The sequence below is a fragment of the Streptomyces sp. NPDC059816 genome (genome assembly GCF_042732055.1).
Classification (GTDB): Bacteria; Actinomycetota; Actinomycetes; order Streptomycetales; family Streptomycetaceae; genus Streptomyces.
In genome coordinates this window covers 94,408-113,107 of sequence record NZ_JBHWIQ010000021.1, presented here as the reverse complement: position 1 = coordinate 113,107, position 18,700 = coordinate 94,408, and the positions used below count along the sequence as shown (strand labels likewise).

The window sequence follows — 18,700 nt, the reverse complement described above, 5'->3', positions numbered from 1 at the left end:
ATGGAGAACGGACGCGAGAGAAAGCGGCGGATGGAGGAGGACCGAGTGCGGGAGGGCCGGATGGAGCGGGAAACACCGGGAGGGGCCGGCCTCGCCGCGACCGACGAGCACCGTGCGACCGCCCGGCGGCTGCTCGGCGAGGGACGGAGCGGGCGGTGCGCCCGCGCCGCCGGAGCCGTCCGGGGCGTACTGCGGGACCGGCGCGGAGCGATCGGCGCCGGACTGCTCACCGCGTTCGCGCTGATCGCCGCGCTCGCCCCCTGGCTGGCCCCGCAGGACCCCAGGGCGGCCGGCTCCTTCTCGTCCGCGATCCTCGCCGACCCGAGCGCGGCGCACTGGCTCGGCACCGACGAGAACGGCCGCGACCTGCTGTCCCAACTGCTCCTCGGCGCACAGGACACCATGCTGGTCGGCTTCACCGCCGCGCTGGTCTCTTCCGTCATCGGCACCGCCGTGGGCATAGCGGCGGGCTGGTTCGGCGGGTGGACCGACCGGATCCTCGGCATCCTCAACGACTGGTTCCTCGTCCTGCCGATGATCCCGGTGACCGTGCTCGCGGCCAGCCTGCTCGGAAACCGCGCCGCACACCTCCCGCTCGGCCGGACCACCGTACTGATCATGGTCATCGGACTGTTCGGCTGGGCGGGGACCTCACGGATCGTCCGCGCCGAGGTGCTCTCGCTCAAACACCGGGCCTTCGTGGAACGCTCCGTGGTGCTGGGCGCCGGACAGCTGCGGGTGATCCGCACCCAGATCCTGCCGAACGTGGCGCCGCTGGTCCTCGCCAACGCCGTGGTCTACGTGGCGCTGGCGGTACTCACCGAATCGACCCTGTCCTATCTCGGCCTCGGCGACCCCGACCGCTTCTCCTGGGGCGGGATGCTCCAGTCCGCTCAGGAAGCCGGGGCGATGAGCACCGGGGCCTGGGGCTACTTCCTCGCCCCCGGTCTGGGCATCACCCTGGTCGTGCTGGGGTTCTCCCTGCTCGGCCACGCCATCGAGAGCCGCGTCGACCCACGCCTGAGGGAGCAGCGATGAGCGACACCCGCAGCAAGGACGGCGGTCCGATGACCGCCCCCGCCCCGTCCCCGACCGACCCTCCGCTGCTCTCGGTCCGCGACCTCACGGTCGTCCGCCGGGACCTGCCCACCGCCAGGATCGTCGACTCCGTCGGCTTCGAGCTGCGCCGTGGCGAGGCCCTGGGGCTCGCCGGGGAATCCGGCTGCGGCAAGACGACGACCGCGCTGGCGCTGTTGGGCCTGTTGCCCGACGGCCTGGTGCGCACCGCCGGTGAGATGCACCTCGACTCGGGGCGGGGGCCGCGTCCGCTGCACACCCTGTCGCCACGCGGTATGCGGGCCGTGCGCTGGCGGCGCGTCTCCATGGTGTTCCAGGGGGCCATGAACGCGCTGGACCCGGTGATGCGGGTGGGCGAGCAGATCGGTGAGGCCGTCCGGTTGCACCGTCCCGCGCTGGACCGGACCGCGGTCACCGCCCGGGTGCGTGAACTCTTCGAACAGGTACGGCTCGACCCGCTCCGGATCCGCTCGTACCCGCACGAGTTCTCCGGCGGACAGCGGCAGCGCCTCATGATCGCGCTCGCCCTCGCCTGCGAACCCGATCTGGTCATCGGCGACGAGCCGACCACCGCGCTGGATGTGATCACCCAGCGCCGGATCCTGGAACTCCTGGACGAGCTGCGCCGCGAACTCGACCTCTCGGTACTGCTGATCACCCACGATCTGTCCGTCCTCGCCGAAACCTGCGACCGGATCGCGGTGATGTACGCCGGACGGGTCGTGGAGACCGGCACCGTGGATCAGGTGTACGGAGCGCCCGAACACCCCTACACCCAGCGGCTGCTCGCCTCCTTCCCCACGGTGGGAGGCCCGCGCGAACTGCCGCCGCCGATCCCCGGCTCACCCCCCGACCCGGCCGCGCCCGAACCCGGCTGTGCGTTCGCCCCTCGCTGTGACCGGGCGGAGGACAGGTGCCGCGCCTCCGCTCCGCCGGCCGCCGGCGACCCGGGCGGGGCGGACCGCACCGTCCGCTGCCATCTCCTGCTCTGGCCCGTCACGAACCCGGAGACGTCCCGATGACCGCCACCGCCCATCCGCTCTTCGAGGCCGAGGGCCTCGGCGTGACCTTCCCCGGCCGGGGCGAGCCCGTCCACGCACTCCGCGGTGTGGACCTCAGCTGGGCCGAGGGCGAGATCCTCGGCCTGGTGGGGGCCTCCGGAAGCGGCAAGTCCACCCTGGGCCGGACCCTGATGGGGCTCCAGCGGCCCGGCGGAGGAAGTCTGCGGTTCCGCGGCGAGCCGCTCACGGGGCGCCGCGGCCGGGACTTCCGGCGCAGAGTTCAGATGATCTTCCAGGATCCCTATCAGTCCCTCAACCCCCGCCGGACCGTGGGCGCGCAGGTACTCGAAGGGCTGGACGTCCACGGCATCGGCACGCCGGGGGAGGAGCGCACCGCCCTCGCGGTCGCCGCCATGGAACGCTGCGGGCTGGCCCCGGTCGACCGCTACTGGCACCGCTACCCGCACCAGCTCTCGGGCGGCCAGCGCCAGAGAGTGGTGATCGCCGCCGCCGTCGCACTCGGTCCCGAGGCCCTGATCTGCGACGAACCCGTCTCCGCGCTGGACGTCTCCATCCGCTCTCAAGTCCTGGGACTCCTTGCCGAGCTGCGCCGCGACGAGGGCATCGGACTGCTGTTCATCACCCACGACGTGGGGCTTGCCTGGGCCCTCTGCGACCGGGTGGCCGTCCTGCACCTCGGCGAGCTGGTCGAGTACGGCGAAGTCGAGCAGGTCCTCGGGGCACCACGGCACCCGTACACCCGCGAACTGCTGGCGGCGGTGCCGGCGCCGCGCGGCTGACGTCCCCGCGCGGCGGTCGGCAGCGTTGCGGTGCGGGTGCAGGACGATCGGGGCGGGCGGGCCCAAGCCGACAGCCGCACCCGCGTACGCAACGGACAACAGGGCCTCTCGGTCCTGCTCGGGCAGGTTCTGCTCAGAGGTGCTGATCAGCGGAGCTGGAGGGACCACTCCTGCTTCGAACCACCCTTGCAGGTCCACACCCCGAGCTGCTTGAAGTCGGAGTGGTGGGTGAGGCAGTCGTCGTCGGAGATCTGGATCCGGTACTTGCCGCTACCGAGGTCGACGAACTCCCACTTCTGCCTGGAGGAGTTGCTCCACGGCTGTAGTTCGGCCAGGTAGCTGCCGGAGTTCTTGGTGAGTTCCAAGCCGTGGGAGCTGGTGATCCGGTAACGGCCGCCGCCCGCCGAGGCGACCTTCCACTTGGATTCGTTGCCGCCCCGGATCCCGGGGACGACCGCTGCGCCGGCGGAACCGCCGGTCGGGACGGCGCCCAGCCCGTTGGAGAGCTTCAGATGCGCGTCGGCGCCGTTGCCGGGTGTGGTCGGGTTCGTCGGCTTGGAGGGGATGTTGCCGCCCCAGGCCCAGTTCTGGTTGGGCGCGTCCCGGTTGGTCTCGGAGCCGCAGGCCCAGGCCGCCACCGTGCTGCCGTTGCCGGTCCGGCCGTACAGGGCGTCGACGCAGACGTCCTTGGACCGGTCCTCCTGGTGCGACATGCTCCGCAGGCTGCCGCTGTGCGACATGTGCCAGCGCTGACCGGGGATCTCCAGGCAGTCCCAGACCTGGAGCTTCGTCCCGTTCGCGGTGTTGTTGCCCGCCAGGTCCAGACATTTACCGTTGGCCGCGCGGAGCTTGTAGCCGTTGTAGGTCCACTTCTGCGCGTTGCCGCCGTTGCACTCCCACAGCTGCACGGGGGTTCCGTTCGCGGTGCCGTTGCCGCTGACGTCCAGGCAGGCCCGGTAGCCGGGGGCGCTGGAGTCCGGGGTCAGGCTGCCGGTCCTGCTGCCGTGGCCGGACCGCGCGGGGAAGTGGATGGTGCGCACGTCTCCGTCGCACTTGTAGGGCCGCGCGGTCTTCGCCCGGCAGGTCCACGGCTCCTTCTTGACGGTGTCGCTGTCGTGGCCGACGAACGCCCAGTTCATGTAGCCGCCGTCACCCCGGTTGCGGAACGTGGAGTCCCCCTGGAAGACCCAGATCCTGAAGACGTCGTAGCCGGAGGGTTCCTTCTTCTCCTGGTCCATGAAGTGGTTGAGCTTGTAGGTGGTGTCGAGCAGCACCCCCTTCATGTCGGCCTTGTGCTCGTTGTGGAACCACTCGGTGTCGTACAGGGCGGTGCCCACGGACTTGAACACCATGACGTTGAACCCCGGGAACTTCTCGCTCAGCTTCGCCGCGGTGCCCTGGGTGAACTCCGCGTTGGTCAGCTTGTTGAGGTTGGCCGCCTTGCGCATGCCCTTGATCACGTCGAAGGAGGCACCGATCAGCGAGGTCATGCAGTTGCCACCGCCCGGCACGGCCGGGGTCCCACAGGTCTTGTCCACGGGGAACGGCGTCGGCGCGGCCTGGGCCGGCGCGGTCAGGACCGGCGACACGGTCAGGCCGGAGGCGACGACGACCGCGGCGACCCCGCAGGCCAGGGCGCTCCTCAGACGGGAGAGGGGTTTCATGTCAGGTGCATCTTTCTGCTCGAAAGGATGGACGTTAGACCCCGAAATCGATGGTTTCCTGGTCCCTTACGCCATCCATACGGCTGGGCCGAAAGCCCTGACGCCTTGTTACGTGCCGTCTTGCCCGGTCGGTTTCGCGATCGCGGATCGAGCGGCCCCGAGCGCGGTCGTGGTCGGCGTCATCGCCGTCGGGCCGGATGTCCAAGGCGCCGGCCTCGTCACCTTCGTGGAGATCCGCTCCGTCCGCACCTCGCGCGACGGCGGCCCGTGGGCGGGCGGGGTGCCCGACGTCACCGGCACCGGACGCTGGGCGGCGAGCGACCTGCCCGGCCTGGTTCACGGCTCCTGCGTGTCCGGCGACCAGGTCCGTGCATCCCCTACCGGATCGCTCACGCAAGGTCAATAAGCGCGAACCCAAGTCGTTTCGGATCAATAGGCCCAGCCCCATTCTCGTACCCGGCAGCTCTTTCCCCGAGTGCCTGCGTCATTTTCCTGCCGGGTTCCGGAGATTAGTGTGGTGCCGCAACGGAACACCTGGCAAAATTCACGGCCGGATCGTTCCACCGGAAAGCACGGCATTCAGAGGGAGAGGATATGAAGGCCCGGATCAAGGACTGCCCACTGGCGGCGACCGTCGAACACATCGGGGACTGGTGGACACTGGAACTGCTGCACGACGCTTTCGACGGACTCACCCGTCCCGAGGAGTTCCGGGCCAGTCTGGGCACCCCGCCCGACGTACTGGCCACCCGGCTCGACACCCTCGTGCGGCAGGGACTCATGACCCGCCGTCCCTGCCCGGGGCAGGACCCGCGGCCCGGCCCGGACGGCTCCGGTCGCACCGACTCCGGCCCGTCGGAGCCCCGGACACAGGAGGCGCACGAGTACCTGCTGACCGGCCCCGGACGCGCCCTGCGGCCGTTGCTGCTGGCCATGGCCGCCTGGGTGAACGAGCGGCTGCCACCGCAGGACCGCAGCATGATCCTGGTCGACGCGCGCACCGGCCGCGAGGTCGAACCCGTCGTCGTCGACCGGGCCACCGGTCTGCGCGTCGACACCGCGCACCACGTCTTCACCGCCGGGCCCGCCGCGAGCGCACCCCTGCGGGCCCGCTACTCCGGCCGGCGTGCCGGCGGGGCGTCCCGTCGACAGGACACCGAGCACGAGGCGGCCGGACCACCACCGCCCGCCCCTTCCTCCGACGCGTCGTCAGATGCCCCGTCCGAAGTCTTGGACACCGCACCGGAAGGGACCGGCTAATTCGTCGGCGAAGGTAATGCGCCGAACGCGGTCCGGCTGCCCCGAACACTTCTTGTCCGGGATTGGCGGGCTTGCTAGTGTTCCGTGGCCGTGATCGGAGAGCTGCCCTGGGGAGCTTTGGTGTTCAGGAACTCCAACAGTAGTGTCAGATTCGTGCGCTGGCCCGCCCAGGCGAACTTACGCGACCACTGCAAAAGAGAGGGAATTCCCTGTCTGCTCGTGGTGGAGGGCGGCGCGGAACCCCCGCTCTGCAGCGATCCGCACGAGGACTGGGTACGCGCGCCGATATCCCGTATCGACCTGGATGCCCGGGTCGCCGCCCTGCGGCACCGCGCGACCAGCCGCCGGACCCCCGTCCTGGACGCCTCGGGAACGCTCTACTACGCCACCCGGTCCGTGAGCATCTCCACCACCCAGACCGAACTGATGGCCCTGTTCGTCGAGCGCTTCGAAGCCGTGGTCCACCGCGACGAACTGCGTCGGCGGCTGGCGGGCGCCGCGGAGTGCAACCCCACCCGCAACTCCCTGGACCTGCACATCATGCGGCTGCGCCGCCGCCTCGACCCGGTCCACCTCTCCATCCGCACCGCCTGGGGCAAGGGATATCTGCTGGAACCCCAGGACCGGTCGGTCCAACCGGAACGTACCTGCGTCTAGAGAGGAGCTGCCCGTGCCCGTCGCCCGCCTCGACGGCGTCCGCATCCGCTTCGACGACCACCCTGCCGGGTCCCCGCGCCGGCCCGGGGACCCGGCGAAGCGCGCGCGCCGATACTGATGATCACGGGCCTGGGGGCGGGCGGCAGCGTGTGGACCCGTACCAGGTGCCCGTACTCACGGCTGCCGGACACCGCGTCGTCACGGGGGACAGCCGGGGGACACCACCGAGCGGCGAGTGCCCCGGGGTCCTCGCCCAGGAACGGCTCACCCGGGTCCCGGACCGCCTCCACACGCTGACCGGTGAATCGGAGCATCCTGGAGTTGCTCGCCGCGGGCCGGGCCGGCGCGCCCAGATGACCGCCGCCCCCGCCCCGGCCCGGATCAGCCCCGGGCCACCGACGCCCGCAGCGCACCCTTGTCGACCTTGCCGACCGCCGTGTGCGGGAACGCGTCCAACACCACGATCCGGTCCGGCACCTTGTACGTGGCGAGCCCCGAACCGCGCAGGAACGCCTTCAGCGCCGGGGCCCGCAGCTCCTCCCCGCGCCCCACGACGAACGCGTAGCAGCGCTCCCCGAGTACGGGGTCCTCGACCCCGACGACCGCCGCGTCCCGTATCCCCGGGTGCGCCAGCAGATGCCGCTCGACCTCCTCCGCCGGGACCTTGTCCCCGACCCGGTTGATGACGTCCTTGATCCGGCCCGTGATCACGAGGTTGCCGTCGGCCCGCCGCACCGCCAGGTCCCCCGTCCGGAAGAACCCGTCGTCGGTGAACGCCCGCGCGTTCTGCTCCGGGGCCCGGTAGTAGCCGCGGATCGTGTACGGACCGCGCACCAGCAACTCGCCCTCCCGCCCCGGCGGCAGCTCCTCGTCCGCGGGTCCGGCTATCCGCACCTCGTCGGCGTCCGCCAGCGGACGGCCCTCGGTGTGCAGGACCACCTCGTCCGCGTCCGTGATCCTGGTGTACGTCAGCAGCCCCTCGCCCACCCCGAACCACTGGCTGAGGCGGCAGTCCAGCACCTTCCGCGCCCGCTCGGCCTCCGCCGGGTTGAACTTCGAACTGCCCACCTGGAGCAGCACGTCCGGTATCCGCGCCCCGCTCTTCTGCGCCGCCTCCACCCACATCCGCACCAGCGGCGGCACGAGGGTGGTGAAGGTGACCCCCTCCCGCCGCACCAGGGCGAACGCCTCGTCCGGCCGCAGCCCCCCGGCCATCACCACCCGGCCGCCCACCAGCAGGGTGCCCAGCACACCGGGACAGCCGAGCGCCGCGTTGTGCGCCACCGGGTTCACCGCCAAATACACGCTGCCGGCGTCCACTTCCAGCGCCCGCGCGCAGGCCAGCATGTTGTACGCGTAGTCGTCGTGGGTCCGGGGGATCAGCTTCGGCAGGCCCGTCGTCCCGCCCGACAGCAGGAACAGCGCGGGCTGCGACGGATCGACCCGCGGCAGGTCCGCGGACCCCGCGCGCAGCGAGTCCAGCGCCGTGAACTCCGCCGCGTCACCGTCCACCACCACATGCCGCACTCCCGGCACCGCAGCGAGCACCTCCCGAGCCAGCTCCCGGTGGTCGAAGCCCCCGTGGACGTCCTTCACCACGTACGCGACCGCCCCCGAGTGTCCGCACAGATGCGTGATCTCGCTCTTGCGGTGACCCGGCAGCGCCAGCACCGGTATCGCCCCCACGTGCAGCAGCGCCAGGACCACCACCACGAACTCCGGGGTGTTGGGCAACTGCACCACCACCCGGTCCAGCGGACCGATCCCCAGCGCCAGCAGCCCGCCCGCCGTCTCCAGCGACGCCGCACCGAGTTCCCCGTACGTCACCCGGCGTTCCCCGTGCACCACTGCCACCCGATCGGCGTTGGCCGCGCAGGACTCCGCGAGGAGTTCACCGAGCGGCCGGCCCGACCAGTACCCCGCACGGCGGTATTCTTCGGACAGTTCGGCGGGCCATGGTACGCAGCCATCAAGCATGATTCCACTCCCGTTCGGTGGAGGACGCACACCCGACCGGGCAGGTCGGCTGCCGTGATTGTGCGCCCGGCCGGATATCCCCGCGCCCAGCCTTTCGCCCCTCTTTCATCTTCCACCGATCACCGTGAGCGGACTTCTATGATGACCGGGTGCGGTGCGAAATCGTGAACTCCCCGAACGAGAGGGCCGATCGGTGAAGACGGTGCCCCAGCTATTCGAATCCAGCGTCGCGCGATCGGGTGACGCACCCGCCGTCATCTTCCGCAACACCACGGTGGATTATCCGGAATTGAACGCCCGCGCCAACCAGCTGGCCCGGCGGCTGGTCGCGCGGGGAGTGGGACCCGACACCCTCGTCGCGATCGCCGTACCGAGGTCCGTCGAACTGGTCACCGCCGTCCTCGCCGTCCTCAAGGCCGGCGGGGCGTACCTCCCGCTGGACCCCGCCTACCCGGCACCACGGCTCGCCCACATGCTCGACGACGCGCGGCCCCGGCTCCTGCTGCGCGCGGACACCGTGGACGTGCCGTCCGGGAACGTTCCCGAACTGGTCCTCGACGAAGCCGGGTTCGCGGCCCGCTGCGCCGGCGAACCGACCCACGACCTCACCGACGCCGACCGCCGCGCGCCGCTGCGTCCCGACCACCTCATGTACGTGATCTACACCTCCGGTTCCACGGGCGTCCCCAAGGGGGTCGCCGTACCACACAGCGGGGTGGCCGACATGGTGGCCACCCAAGCGGCGACGGTCGGCGCGGGCCCCGGCGACCGGGTCCTGCAGTGGGCGTCGATCAGCTTCGACGCGGCGTTCTGGGACCTGACCCTCGGACTGCTCTCCGGCGCCGCGCTGGTGCTGGCCGACGCGGACGACCTGCTGCCCGGCGAGCCGCTGAAGGCCACCCTGCTGCGCCACGACGTGACCCACGCGGTCCTGCCCCCGGTGGCCCTCAGCGTCACCGACAGCGACGAGGTGCTGCTCGGCGGCACCGTCATGTCCACCGGGGACACCTGCACCGGCGCCCTCGTCCGCGAATGGTCACGCGGCAGACGGATGTTCAACGGCTACGGGCCGACCGAGGTGACCGTCGGCGCCACCGTGGCGGGTCCCCTCACCGGCGAGGACGAGACCGGGATCGGTACCCCCTGGACCGGCAACCAGGTCAGGGTCCTCGACGCACGGCTCGCCCCGGTCCCCGACGGCACGGACGGGGAGCTGTACGTGGCCGGCAGCGGACTCGCCCGCGGCTACCTCGGCAGCCCCGGTGCCACCGCCCTGAAGTTCCTCCCCGACCCCTTCGGACCCGCCGGCGGGCTGATGTACCGCACGGGCGACCTGGGACGGCGCCGCGCCGACGGCGAGCTGTTCTTCGGCGGTCGTGCCGACGGCCAGGTCAAGGTCCGCGGCTTCCGGGTGGAACTCGGCGAGATCGAGACCCGGCTGACCGGCCATCCGTCGGTGGGCCTCGCCGTCGCCGCCGTCGAGGGCGGACTCGGCGACGCGCGGATCGTCGCGTACGTCACCGCCGCCGACGGCGCCGACATCTCGCCCGCCGCGCTGCGCCGTCATGTGGCCGAGGCGCTGCCCGAGCACATGGTGCCCTCCGTCGTGGTCGCACTCGACCGGTTCCCCACCACCGTCAACGGCAAGATCGACCGGTCCGCACTGAAGGACGCGGCCCCGGCGGCCACCGCTCCCGCCGACGGCCCCCGCGAGGACGGCGACGCGCCCGCCCCGGACGACGGCGGGGGAGTGGAGGGCACGGTGTGCGGGCTGGTCGCGGAGATCCTCGCGGTGCCCGCGGCCCGTCCCGGGGACAACTTCTTCGACCTCGGCGGACACTCCGTCCTCGCCGCCCATCTCGCCCGCCGCATCCGCCGCGAACTGGCGGTCACCGTACCGATGCGCGCCATCTTCGAGGCCCAGGACCTGCGGGAACTGGCCCGCCGGGTAAGGGAGTCGGGAACCCCCTCCACCACCGGCTGAGCGGCCCGCCGACCGCACCGGTCAGCGGGGCGTGAACGCGACCGGCAGCGTCCGGTAGCCGAACAGGAACGTCGAGTAGATCCGCTCCGGCTCCCCGTGCGGTTCGATCTCCCGGACCGTCGCCGCCAGCGACGACAGCAGCGCCCGGAGCCCGGCCCGCCCCAGATACGCACCGACACAGAAGTGGGCGCCGTGCCCGAAGCTGATGTGCTTGTTCGGGGTGCGGGCCAGGTCGAAGGAGCGGGGGTCGGTGAACACCGTCTCGTCGTCGTTGGCCGAGGTGTTCCACAGGGTGACGATGTCCCCCTTGGCGACCGGCTGCCCCGCGAGGTCCAGGTCACGGGTCGCGGTCCGCGCGAAGTGCATCGCCGGGGTGGCCCAGCGCAGCACCTCCTCCACCGCCGTGTCCACCGGCACCTCGCCGTCGCGCAGCGCACTCCACTGCTTCGGATGCCCGGCCAGTTCGTGCACCGCCACCAGTGACGACATCCGCGACGACTCGTCGCCGCCCAGGATCAGGCTGTAGCAGTTGAGTGCTAGTTCCTCGGGCGTGAGGCGCTCGCCCTCCACGTCCGCGGTCGCCATCATGCTGATCACGTCGTCGCCCGGCGCGGCCCGCCGCTCCAGTGCCAGATCCATGAAGTACAGGACGATCTCGTTGCGCGCCCCGAGCGAGTCCAGCCCGTCGTCCCCGGGTGCCTGCGCCGACAGCGCCATCTTGTTCCACCGCAGCAGTTGCGCCCGGTCGGCCCGCGGCACCGACAGCAGATCGCAGATCGTCGTCATCGGCAGCCGGTCGGCGACCTCGGCCGCGAAGTCGAACGCCCCGCCCCCGGTGAACGACTCCACCAGCCGCGAGGTCCGCTCCGCGATCCCCGCCGCCACCGTGCCGAGCACCCGGGGCGAGAACGCCCGCAGCATCAGCCGGCGCAACTGACGGTGCCGGGGCCGGTCGGTGACGGCGAGCATCTTCCCGCCGGCCGGATCGTTCCCGCGCAGCAGCACGTCCAGCACCGTCCCCCGGCCGGACGCCAGCCCCTGCGCGTCGTTGTACGCGGCCTGCACGTCCCGGTGCCGGGACACCACCCAGAACCCCGGCTTCCCGTCCCTCGCCTCATGCCAGAACACCGGGGCGTGCCGACGCGCCTGCGGCCAGATATCGCGCGGATCGTACCGGGCGAAGGTGAGCGGGTCCGTGAGATCGAGCGAGCGCACGAGCGAAATCGGCAGTTCCATAAGGGATTCTCCTTATTCATCGTGCCGGTCCTGTCCCACGACACCCCGGCTTCGCCGCGCCTGTCCCCGGGATCGTCACCGCCACCGTTCGCCGAATACGGAAACCCTTGCCCAGGTCTTTCACCCCGGCCCCGGAACTGACTGATAGGGGAAAGATTGACGGCGGGTGGAGAAAACCCGTGGGACTCTCGCCATTACCGGAGCGGAGGTCCGGAAGGAGAACCCGCGTCGGAACCCGGACGCGCCGGAAGAAATCGGGGGACGCTTGAGAATGCCTCGCAGAACATGGTTGCGGACACTGGGGAACACACCGCGGGCGCCCGCCGCCCGGCTGGTCTGCTTCCCGCATTCCGGCGGCTCGGCGGGCGGCTTCCTGCCCTGGGCCGACGCCCTCCCGCCCGGCACGCACCTGCTGGCCGCGCAGTACCCCGGCCGCGCCGACCGGCTCGCCGAACCCCCCGTGCCCGACGTCCGCGCCATGAGTGCCGCGCTCGCCGGGGAGCTCCTTGCCCTCGCACCACTGCCGTCCGTCCTGCTCGGCCACAGCCTCGGCGCGCTCGTCGCCTTCGAGACCGCCCTCGCGCTCCAGGCCGCAGGACACGCCCCGCACCGGCTCTGCGTGTCCGGCTGCAAGGCGCCTGCCGGGGCCGCGGGCGGACGCACCCACCGGGCCCCGGACGACGAGCTGTGGTCGGCGGTCGCCGGACTCGGCGGTGTCGCCCCCGATCTGGAGGACGACCACGAACTGCGGGAACTGCTGCTCCCGGCGCTGCGCTCCGACGTCACCGCGCACGAGACGTACCGGCCCACGTCCGGACGGCTGCACTGCCCCGTCGACGCCTTCCGAGGCGCCGACGACCCGCTCGTCGGCGCGGCGGACCTCGCCGGGTGGGCCGCGGTCACCTCGGGCCGACTCGTCACGGACGTGCGTCCCGGGGGGCACTTCTACGTCGGCGGCACCGCCGATCTCGCCGCCGCCGTGACGGCGGTCCTGCCCATGGCGGGCACGGGTGTCTGACGGAAGGGGTACGCGATGGGTCTCGTCGGAAGATCGGTCATCGTCACCGGGGCAGGCTCCGGGATCGGGGCGGACATCGCCCGGTTCGCCGCCGAACGGGGCGCCCTCCTCACCGTCGTCGGACGCCGGGAGCAGCCGCTGAAGGAGCTGGCCGCCCTGATCGACGGGCCCGTGCTGGTGGTCGGCGAGGACCTCACCGAACCCGGCGCCGCGGCCCGCGCGGTCGACGCCGCCGTTGCGCGGTACGGACGGCTGGACGGTGTCGTCAACAACGCCGGTACGGCCCGTTTCGCCCGGCTGGAGGACGCCGACCCGGCGGATCTGGACGCCATGTTCGCGCTCCATGTCCGGGCACCCGCCGCGGTCGTACGGCACGCGCTGCCCGAACTGCGGGCGCGGCGCGGCGCGGTGGTCAACGTGTCGTCGGTGGGCGGTGTCCTCGCGATGCCCGGACGGTCGTTCTACGGGGCGAGCAAGGCGGCGCTGAACAGTCTCACCCGCTCACTGGCCCGTGAACTGTCCCCCGACGTACGGGTCAACGCGGTACTCCCCGGACCCGTCGACACCCCCATGTGGCACGAGGCGGGGATGAGCGCGGCACAGACCGCCGCGCTGCGTGACACGCTCCTCGCCGCGACCCCGATGGGCCGCTTCGGCGAGGGCCACGAGATTGCCCGGTCCGTGTGCTTCCTCCTGGACCCGGAGCAGTCCGGCTGGACGACCGGCGCGCTGCTGCCGGTGGACGGCGGCCGGACGGCATGACCGATCGACATCCCAAGTTGTCCGTTCAAGTGGAGGTGGCATGAGCGCGCACATTCCAGTGACCGAGGAGCCGGGCCTCTCGTCCGTCGCGGCGACGATCCCGTCGTCGTGCCTGCACGACATCTTCCGCGCGGCCGACCGCGCGGAACGGGCCGGCACCGAGGTGATCAAACTCCATGTCGGGGAGCCCTATTTCGGGCCGCCGCCCGCCGTGGCCGAGGCCCTGGTGGACGCCGTACGCGGGGGCCGCACCTCCTACACCGAGGTGGAGGGGCTGCTCGCGCTCCGGGAGGCGGTGGTCCACAAGCTCGCGGTGACCGGCGGCGCCGACACCGACCCGTCGCGGGTCTTCATCACCCCGGGTTCCTGCCAGGGCCTGTCGGCACTGCTGCACACCCTGGCGGAGCCGGGCGCGGAGATCCTGCTGCCGGAGCTGCACTGGCCGGTCCATCTCCAGCAGGCCCTGCTCGCCGGGTTCCGGCCGGTCTTCTACCCGCTGGACGAACACTTCCGGCCCGACCCGGAAGGCGTCCGCGCCGCTGCCTCGCCCCGTACCCGGGTGCTGCTGGTCAACTCCCCGGCCAACCCCACAGGCGTGGTGCTCGACGCGGCACTCCTCGGCGAGCTGTACGGGGTCGCCCGCCAGGAGGGCTGGCAGATCATCAGCGACGAGGCGTACGAGCACTACGTCTACGACGGCGCCCATGTCGCGCTGGCGTCACTGGAACGCGAGGTGCCGCCCGCCGACCGCATCGTGCACAGCACCTACAGCTTCTCCAAGAGCATGGCCATGACCGGGTACCGGCTCGGGTACGTCGTCGCGGCGAACGAGCGCACCGCGAAGGCTCTGCGGGTGGTGCAGGAGGCGAGCATCATCGGACCGTCCGCACCCGTCCAGCACGCGGGGGTCACCGCCCTGGGACTGACGGGCGCCGCCGACACGCACCGCAAACTGGTCCGGCACAACCGGGACACCGCGCTGGCGCCGCTCGTCGAAGCGGGCCTGCTCCGCGGGCTCCCGGCCGGCGGCTGGTACGCCATGGCGGACATCGGGCGGACCGGGCTGGACGCGGAGACGTTCACCGAACGGCTACTGAGCACGCACCAGGTCGCCGTGGTCGCGGGCGCCGGGTTCGCGATGCGCCCCGGACTCGACGAATTCGGCCGGATCACCTCGACCGCCTTCCCGCCCTGGTCGCGGAGTCTGATCCGGATCGCCTTCTGCGTGGACCCGGAGGCACTGTCGACCGGGGTGGCGCGCCTCCTCGACTTCGTCCGTGACATGGAGCGCTGAGATGGCCCGTCTGACCTACTCCGACTACCTGGGGCTGAACACCCTGCTGTCCCTCCAGGCGACCCGTACCCCGGACACGGCGGACCGGGCGGTGCTCCTGTCGGAGCACTTCTTCATCGTCGCCCATCAGTCGTGCGAGCTGTGGCTCAAGCAGATCATCGCCGATCTGGAGGCCGCCGCCGACACCCTCGGATCCCGGTTCGAGGAGGGCGCCGCCGAGCTGAGCGCCGAGTATCTGCACCGGGCCGACGAACTGCTGTGGGTGCTCTACGGGCAGCTCGTCGCCCTGGAACGGCTCCCACTGCGGCACTTCGCCGAGTTCCGGCCCCATCTGGACAGTGCGAGCGGCGCCGAGTCCGCGCAGTTCCGCCAGCTCGACAAGCTGATGGGGGACGACCAGCGGCCGGGAAGGCTGTACGAGGCGTTCACCGCGGCGCTGGACCACGCGGGGATACCGCTCGCGGAGCTGCCGGGGCTGGGGCCCGCCGCCGGGGTCCATCACCGGATCAGTGAGTCGCTGCTGGACATCGCCAACTCGTACTGGCGCTGGAAGGTGGCGCATCTGGTGCTGATGACCAAGCTGCTGGGCAGTCTGCCGGGCACCGGGGGGTCCAGCGGGGCGGCCTTCCTCGCCGGACGGATCACGGTGCCCTTCCCGGAACTGCGGGAGACCCGGGCGCGACTGCACGAGAGGTTCACCGCGGGTCCCCGGTCCTGACCCGGCGGGCGCGGGAGGGACCGGGACGCAGGGGAGGGGGCCAGTGGCGACAACGCCACTGGCCCCCTCCCGCGTTCCGTTTCGGTGCGCTCGTGCTCGGCCCAGGAACGGGTCAGCCCTTGGCGGGGAAGGCCGCGGTGCGCAGATGCTCCGGGAGGTGCCCGACCTGCCAGGCGCGTTCGGTGGCGCCCGCATCGGTCGGGGCCACGGCGTACGCGGGGGCCCCCTCGGCGGACAGCTGGACGGCGGCCCCCGCGTGCGTCGCCGCGTTCACCGCGTAGGTCGCGGCGTGCTGGGCGTGGGTGGGCACGTGCGCGGTGGCCGCGGCGTGGCCCGCGGCGCGCGCCGCCGCCCGGGCGGCGGCCTGTCCGGCCTCACGGGCCGCGGCGTGCGAGGCGAACGCGGCGGTGCGCGCCGCGCCCATGGTGATCTCCCCGCGGGCCCAGGCGCGTCCGGCCTCCACGGCCTTGCGCGGCCGGTCGTCGTCGGGGCGCTCCGCCTCGAAGTGCGCCAGCACGTGTTCGGCGCAGTCGACGGCCCAGAGGGTCAGCGCGGTGTGGTCCTGCTTGTCGAGCGGCATTCCTGATTACACCTCTTTCCGGCTCCTGCCGGCTCCTGCCGGCTCAGTGCGGTCCGACCGTGCCGTGTCCCGGGCGCGGCCGGTGTGTCGTGACGGTGTGCTCACACCGCTTCGCTGCCCAGCCGGGGGAACGGCTCGATGGAGAAGACCACCTCGACGGGCACCTCGAAGTACGTCGCGATCCGCAGGGCGAGATGCAGACTCGGGCTGTACTCGCCCCGTTCGAGGTACCCGATGGTCTGGTAGTGCACGCTGAGGGCGTCGGCCAGTTCGCGGCGCGATATCCGGCGCTCGGCCCGCAGCATGGTGATCCGGTTGTGGATCGTCTCGCTCATGGTCACTTCGCTTCACATCGGTCGTTGCTCGGCCTTCGCCCGGCGGGCGGCCACGCTCGAACCGGACTCGCGCCGGGCCATCCGGCTCAGCACGACGGGCGCCAACAGGAACCCGAGAGCCGCCCACAGACCCAGCACTCCGAGTGTCTCGGCGTGCCGCCAGGACTCCCCGATCTCGGCGGCGGCCAGTTCGTCGGGCAGCAGCGCGGACCGCAGACCCAGGGCGAGCCAGTACACGGGGAACACCTGTGCCAGCCACTGTAGCCAGTCGGGGAATCCGTTGATCGGGTAGAAGACCCCGGAGATCGCGACCAGGCCCATCAGGGGCAGCGTGGTGAAGCTCATGCTCTGCGCGCTGTTGAACAGGGAACCAAGGATCGCACCGAGCGGCAGGGTCGCGAACAGCCCGAGCGCCAGGACCCAGGTCAGCGTCACCCAGGACATGGCCCGGCCCAGTTCGAGCCCGCCGAACAGGAACGAGGCGGGGACCAGCACGGCGAACAGGCTCGCGGCGGTCACCGCGGCCCGGCTGACGACCTTGCCCGTCAGATAGCCGAGCACGCCGTTCGGTACCGCCTTGGCCCGCAGCAGGGTGCTGTCCTCACGGTCCATCGTCAGCGCGATGGCGAGTCCCATGAGCCCGGTGAGCATCGCATTCATCGCGAGGATGCCGGGGACCGCCTGGGAGCCGAGGGACGCGTCGGTGCCCGGCACGGTGTTGTCCCGCAGGATGTACATCACCGCCAGCGACACGGCCGGGGGGAACACGGCGCCCCAGATGTCCTGGGAGTTGCTCACGTTCTGCCGGAACTCGATCCAGCCGCGATGGAGTCCGGCCCGCAGGGCCACCGCACCAGGATTCACGACGCCGCCTCCCGCAACTGGGGCGGCACACCGGCGCGCTGCCCCGACTCGTACTCCTGCACCAGGGCCATGTAGACGTCCTCCAGGTTGGCCCGGCGCACCTCCAGATCGCCGACGGCGTCGCCGTACTGCTCGAACAGCCTGCGGACGTACGCGGTAGCGTCGTCCGCCGCGTGCACGTAGTGCTCGCCGTCGCGGCTGTAGCGCACCTCGGCCTTGCTCGACACCTCGCGGGCGAGCTCGGCGGGGCTGCCGTCGGCCACGATCCGGCCGCCCGCCAGCATCACGATCCGGTCGGCGAGCTTCTCCGCCTCGTCCAGGTCGTGGGTGGTGAGCAGGATGGTCGTCTCCTCCAGATCCGCGAGCCGGTGCACCAGGTCGTGGAAGTCCTGACGGGCCTGCGGGTCGAATCCGGCCGTCGGCTCGTCCAGGAACAGCAGATCCGGCCGGCCCACGATGCCGACGGCCACGTCGAGGCGTCTGCGCTGCCCGCCCGAGAGGGTGCCCACCCGGGCACCGGCGCGTTCGGTGAGTCCGACGAGGTCCATCAGCTCGGCCGCGTCGTACGGCCGGACCCGGCCCTCGGAGCTGTAGGGGGCGTAATAGCGGCCGAAGTGGTCGAGGAGCTCGCCCACCCGCCACTTCGCGTGGTCGCGCCAGGACTGGAGCACGACGCCCAGTCGCGCGCGCCACGCCTCGTCGCCGTCGTCGGGGTCGGTGCCGAGGACACGGACCTCCCCGGCGGAGCGCCGCCGGAAGCCTTCGAGGATCTCGATGGTGGTCGTCTTGCCGGCTCCGTTGGGCCCGAGCAGGGCCAGTACCTCGCCCCGGCGCACCGTCAGGTCGACACCCGTCAGCACATCGGTGGTGCCGTAGCGCATCCGCAGGCCGCGCGTCTCGATGACGGCTTCGCCGTCGGGCGGTTCCTTGACCTCGCCGGGGACCGCGTCCGGTGCGGTGTTCAGGGCCATGCTCCCCCTCTCCCTCCACGATGTTGATGGTTCCTCAACTGTCTTTTGTAGCAGGGATACTACAGTTGATCGTGTATCCGCTGCGCCATCCGGAACATTCCGCTCCGGCGGATGGCGGCCCGTCACACGAACGAACGGCGCCGCGGTCCGCGGACGCCGCGCGGGGCGGGGCGCCGCCCCACCCCGCGCCCGGCCGGACCTCGGAGCGGCCCCCGGCCCCTCAGACCTGGTCCGCGGCCATCGCCTCCCGCAGACTGCGCGGACGCATGTCCGTCCAGTGCTGATCGACATAGGCCAGGCACGCGGCGCGGCTCTCCTCGCCGAAGACCGCCCGCCAGCCCGCGGGGATGTCCGCGAACGTCGGCCACAGCGAGTACTGCTCCTCGTCGTTGACCACCACGTGGAAACGGCCGTCCTCGTCGTCGAACGGGTTGGTGCTCATCCGGTCCTCCCAGAGACTCGGTTGGGTGTCGGTACTCCTGATGGAACCCCGCGTCCCGGT

At 71.6% G+C, this 18,700-nt stretch carries 19 protein-coding genes; 11 read left to right on the top strand and 8 right to left on the bottom strand.

Annotated features, from left to right (window positions below):
* Positions 1-30 precede the first annotated feature (30 nt).
* From ACFV88_RS25800 to ACFV88_RS25790, 3 genes are read left to right on the top strand one after another with little or no spacing between them, the layout of a single operon-like run.
* Entirely contained in the window at positions 31-1,038 is a 1,008-nt protein-coding gene (locus ACFV88_RS25800) for an ABC transporter permease (RefSeq protein WP_385494266.1), read from the top strand.
* Positions 1,035-2,099 (top strand): ABC transporter ATP-binding protein, encoded by a 1,065-nt coding sequence (locus ACFV88_RS25795; RefSeq protein ID WP_385494265.1) that lies wholly within the window; start codon positions 1,035-1,037, stop codon positions 2,097-2,099. Before ACFV88_RS25800 ends, ACFV88_RS25795 begins: the two co-directional genes overlap by 4 nt.
* Positions 2,096-2,878 (top strand): ABC transporter ATP-binding protein, encoded by a 783-nt coding sequence (locus ACFV88_RS25790; protein ID WP_385494264.1) that lies wholly within the window; start codon positions 2,096-2,098, stop codon positions 2,876-2,878. Before ACFV88_RS25795 ends, ACFV88_RS25790 begins: the two co-directional genes overlap by 4 nt.
* Before the next feature lie 146 nt (positions 2,879-3,024).
* Here the strand turns inward: ACFV88_RS25790 and ACFV88_RS25785 are convergent, their stop codons facing one another.
* Positions 3,025-4,542 carry a ricin-type beta-trefoil lectin domain protein gene (locus tag ACFV88_RS25785; RefSeq protein WP_385494263.1) on the bottom strand — a complete coding sequence of 506 codons (1,518 nt, stop codon included), beginning with the start codon at positions 4,540-4,542 and terminating at the stop codon, positions 3,025-3,027.
* On the opposite strand from ACFV88_RS25785, the gene ACFV88_RS25780 reads away from it, so the two are divergent.
* The 3 genes from ACFV88_RS25780 (at position 4,541) to ACFV88_RS25770 (ending at position 6,459) form a co-directional block, all read left to right on the top strand.
* Positions 4,541-4,948: a hypothetical protein gene (locus ACFV88_RS25780; RefSeq protein ID WP_385494262.1), complete on the top strand. Its 408-nt coding sequence runs from the start codon at positions 4,541-4,543 to the stop codon at positions 4,946-4,948. The genes ACFV88_RS25785 and ACFV88_RS25780 overlap by 2 nt on opposite strands.
* 188 nt (positions 4,949-5,136) lie before the next feature.
* Entirely contained in the window at positions 5,137-5,802 is a 666-nt protein-coding gene (locus tag ACFV88_RS25775) for a winged helix-turn-helix transcriptional regulator (RefSeq protein WP_385494261.1), read from the top strand.
* Between the two features lie 219 nt (positions 5,803-6,021).
* Positions 6,022-6,459 carry a winged helix-turn-helix domain-containing protein gene (locus ACFV88_RS25770; RefSeq protein ID WP_385494260.1) on the top strand — a complete coding sequence of 146 codons (438 nt, stop codon included), beginning with the start codon at positions 6,022-6,024 and terminating at the stop codon, positions 6,457-6,459.
* Positions 6,460-6,840: 381 nt separating this feature from the next.
* On the opposite strand, the gene ACFV88_RS25765 is transcribed toward ACFV88_RS25770, so the two are convergent.
* Positions 6,841-8,436, bottom strand: a complete 1,596-nt coding sequence (locus ACFV88_RS25765) for a (2,3-dihydroxybenzoyl)adenylate synthase (protein ID WP_385494259.1) — start codon at positions 8,434-8,436, stop codon at positions 6,841-6,843.
* A gap of 202 nt (positions 8,437-8,638) precedes the next feature.
* Between ACFV88_RS25765 and ACFV88_RS25760 the strand changes: the two genes are divergently transcribed.
* Positions 8,639-10,420: a non-ribosomal peptide synthetase gene (locus tag ACFV88_RS25760; protein WP_385494258.1), complete on the top strand. Its 1,782-nt coding sequence runs from the start codon at positions 8,639-8,641 to the stop codon at positions 10,418-10,420.
* Between the two features lie 21 nt (positions 10,421-10,441).
* Here the strand turns inward: ACFV88_RS25760 and ACFV88_RS25755 are convergent, their stop codons facing one another.
* Positions 10,442-11,656: a cytochrome P450 gene (locus ACFV88_RS25755; RefSeq protein ID WP_385494257.1), complete on the bottom strand. Its 1,215-nt coding sequence runs from the start codon at positions 11,654-11,656 to the stop codon at positions 10,442-10,444.
* A 271-nt stretch (positions 11,657-11,927) separates the two neighbouring features.
* Here ACFV88_RS25755 and ACFV88_RS25750 point away from each other — a divergent pair, with 271 nt between their 5' ends.
* The 4 genes from ACFV88_RS25750 to ACFV88_RS25735 are packed head-to-tail and all read left to right on the top strand — an operon-like array spanning position 11,928 to position 15,448.
* The gene (locus ACFV88_RS25750) at positions 11,928-12,674 is read left to right on the top strand and encodes a thioesterase II family protein (RefSeq protein ID WP_385494256.1); all 747 of its coding nucleotides are present in this window, start codon (positions 11,928-11,930) and stop codon (positions 12,672-12,674) included.
* A 15-nt stretch (positions 12,675-12,689) separates the two neighbouring features.
* Positions 12,690-13,436 (top strand): SDR family NAD(P)-dependent oxidoreductase, encoded by a 747-nt coding sequence (locus ACFV88_RS25745; protein ID WP_385494255.1) that lies wholly within the window; start codon positions 12,690-12,692, stop codon positions 13,434-13,436.
* 40 nt (positions 13,437-13,476) lie between these two features.
* A complete protein-coding gene (locus ACFV88_RS25740) occupies positions 13,477-14,730 on the top strand; it encodes a pyridoxal phosphate-dependent aminotransferase (RefSeq protein ID WP_385494254.1) in 1,254 nt (417 codons plus the stop codon).
* A 1-nt stretch (position 14,731) separates the two neighbouring features.
* On the top strand, positions 14,732-15,448 hold the full coding sequence (locus ACFV88_RS25735) for a tryptophan 2,3-dioxygenase family protein (RefSeq protein ID WP_385494253.1): 717 nt from the start codon (positions 14,732-14,734) through the stop codon (positions 15,446-15,448).
* Between the two features lie 112 nt (positions 15,449-15,560).
* Here the strand turns inward: ACFV88_RS25735 and ACFV88_RS25730 are convergent, their stop codons facing one another.
* The 5 genes from ACFV88_RS25730 to ACFV88_RS25710 all read right to left on the bottom strand — a co-directional run bounded on the left by ACFV88_RS25730 (position 15,561) and on the right by ACFV88_RS25710 (position 18,640).
* On the bottom strand, positions 15,561-16,028 hold the full coding sequence (locus ACFV88_RS25730) for a putative immunity protein (protein WP_385494252.1): 468 nt from the start codon (positions 16,026-16,028) through the stop codon (positions 15,561-15,563).
* A 101-nt stretch (positions 16,029-16,129) separates the two neighbouring features.
* Positions 16,130-16,363, bottom strand: coding sequence for a helix-turn-helix transcriptional regulator (locus ACFV88_RS25725; protein ID WP_385494251.1), 234 nt, complete (start codon positions 16,361-16,363; stop codon positions 16,130-16,132).
* Between the two features lie 12 nt (positions 16,364-16,375).
* A complete protein-coding gene (locus ACFV88_RS25720) occupies positions 16,376-17,227 on the bottom strand; it encodes an ABC transporter permease (protein WP_385494250.1) in 852 nt (283 codons plus the stop codon).
* Entirely contained in the window at positions 17,224-18,198 is a 975-nt protein-coding gene (locus ACFV88_RS25715; protein WP_385494249.1) for an ABC transporter ATP-binding protein, read from the bottom strand. The genes ACFV88_RS25720 and ACFV88_RS25715 overlap by 4 nt, the downstream gene beginning before the upstream one ends.
* 220 nt (positions 18,199-18,418) lie before the next feature.
* On the bottom strand, positions 18,419-18,640 hold the full coding sequence (locus tag ACFV88_RS25710; RefSeq protein WP_385494248.1) for an MbtH family protein: 222 nt from the start codon (positions 18,638-18,640) through the stop codon (positions 18,419-18,421).
* Positions 18,641-18,700: the final 60 nt, after the last annotated feature.

Bases quoted from the DNA above. Each gene is read 5' to 3' on its own strand.
- ACFV88_RS25800 (WP_385494266.1), top strand. From the start codon at position 31: ATGGAGGAGGACCGAGTGCGGGAGGGCCGGATGGAGCGGGAAACACCG.
- ACFV88_RS25795 (WP_385494265.1), top strand. From the start codon at position 1,035: ATGAGCGACACCCGCAGCAAGGACGGCGGTCCGATGACCGCCCCCGCC.
- ACFV88_RS25790 (WP_385494264.1), top strand. From the start codon at position 2,096: ATGACCGCCACCGCCCATCCGCTCTTCGAGGCCGAGGGCCTCGGCGTG.
- ACFV88_RS25780 (WP_385494262.1), top strand. From the start codon at position 4,541: ATGTCAGGTGCATCTTTCTGCTCGAAAGGATGGACGTTAGACCCCGAA.
- ACFV88_RS25785 (WP_385494263.1), bottom strand. From the start codon at position 4,542: ATGAAACCCCTCTCCCGTCTGAGGAGCGCCCTGGCCTGCGGGGTCGCC.
- ACFV88_RS25775 (WP_385494261.1), top strand. From the start codon at position 5,137: ATGAAGGCCCGGATCAAGGACTGCCCACTGGCGGCGACCGTCGAACAC.
- ACFV88_RS25765 (WP_385494259.1), bottom strand. From the start codon at position 8,436: ATGCTTGATGGCTGCGTACCATGGCCCGCCGAACTGTCCGAAGAATAC.
- ACFV88_RS25755 (WP_385494257.1), bottom strand. From the start codon at position 11,656: ATGGAACTGCCGATTTCGCTCGTGCGCTCGCTCGATCTCACGGACCCG.
- ACFV88_RS25750 (WP_385494256.1), top strand. From the start codon at position 11,928: ATGCCTCGCAGAACATGGTTGCGGACACTGGGGAACACACCGCGGGCG.
- ACFV88_RS25745 (WP_385494255.1), top strand. From the start codon at position 12,690: ATGGGTCTCGTCGGAAGATCGGTCATCGTCACCGGGGCAGGCTCCGGG.
- ACFV88_RS25740 (WP_385494254.1), top strand. From the start codon at position 13,477: ATGAGCGCGCACATTCCAGTGACCGAGGAGCCGGGCCTCTCGTCCGTC.
- ACFV88_RS25735 (WP_385494253.1), top strand. From the start codon at position 14,732: ATGGCCCGTCTGACCTACTCCGACTACCTGGGGCTGAACACCCTGCTG.
- ACFV88_RS25730 (WP_385494252.1), bottom strand. From the start codon at position 16,028: ATGCCGCTCGACAAGCAGGACCACACCGCGCTGACCCTCTGGGCCGTC.
- ACFV88_RS25725 (WP_385494251.1), bottom strand. From the start codon at position 16,363: ATGAGCGAGACGATCCACAACCGGATCACCATGCTGCGGGCCGAGCGC.
- ACFV88_RS25715 (WP_385494249.1), bottom strand. From the start codon at position 18,198: ATGGCCCTGAACACCGCACCGGACGCGGTCCCCGGCGAGGTCAAGGAA.
- ACFV88_RS25710 (WP_385494248.1), bottom strand. From the start codon at position 18,640: ATGAGCACCAACCCGTTCGACGACGAGGACGGCCGTTTCCACGTGGTG.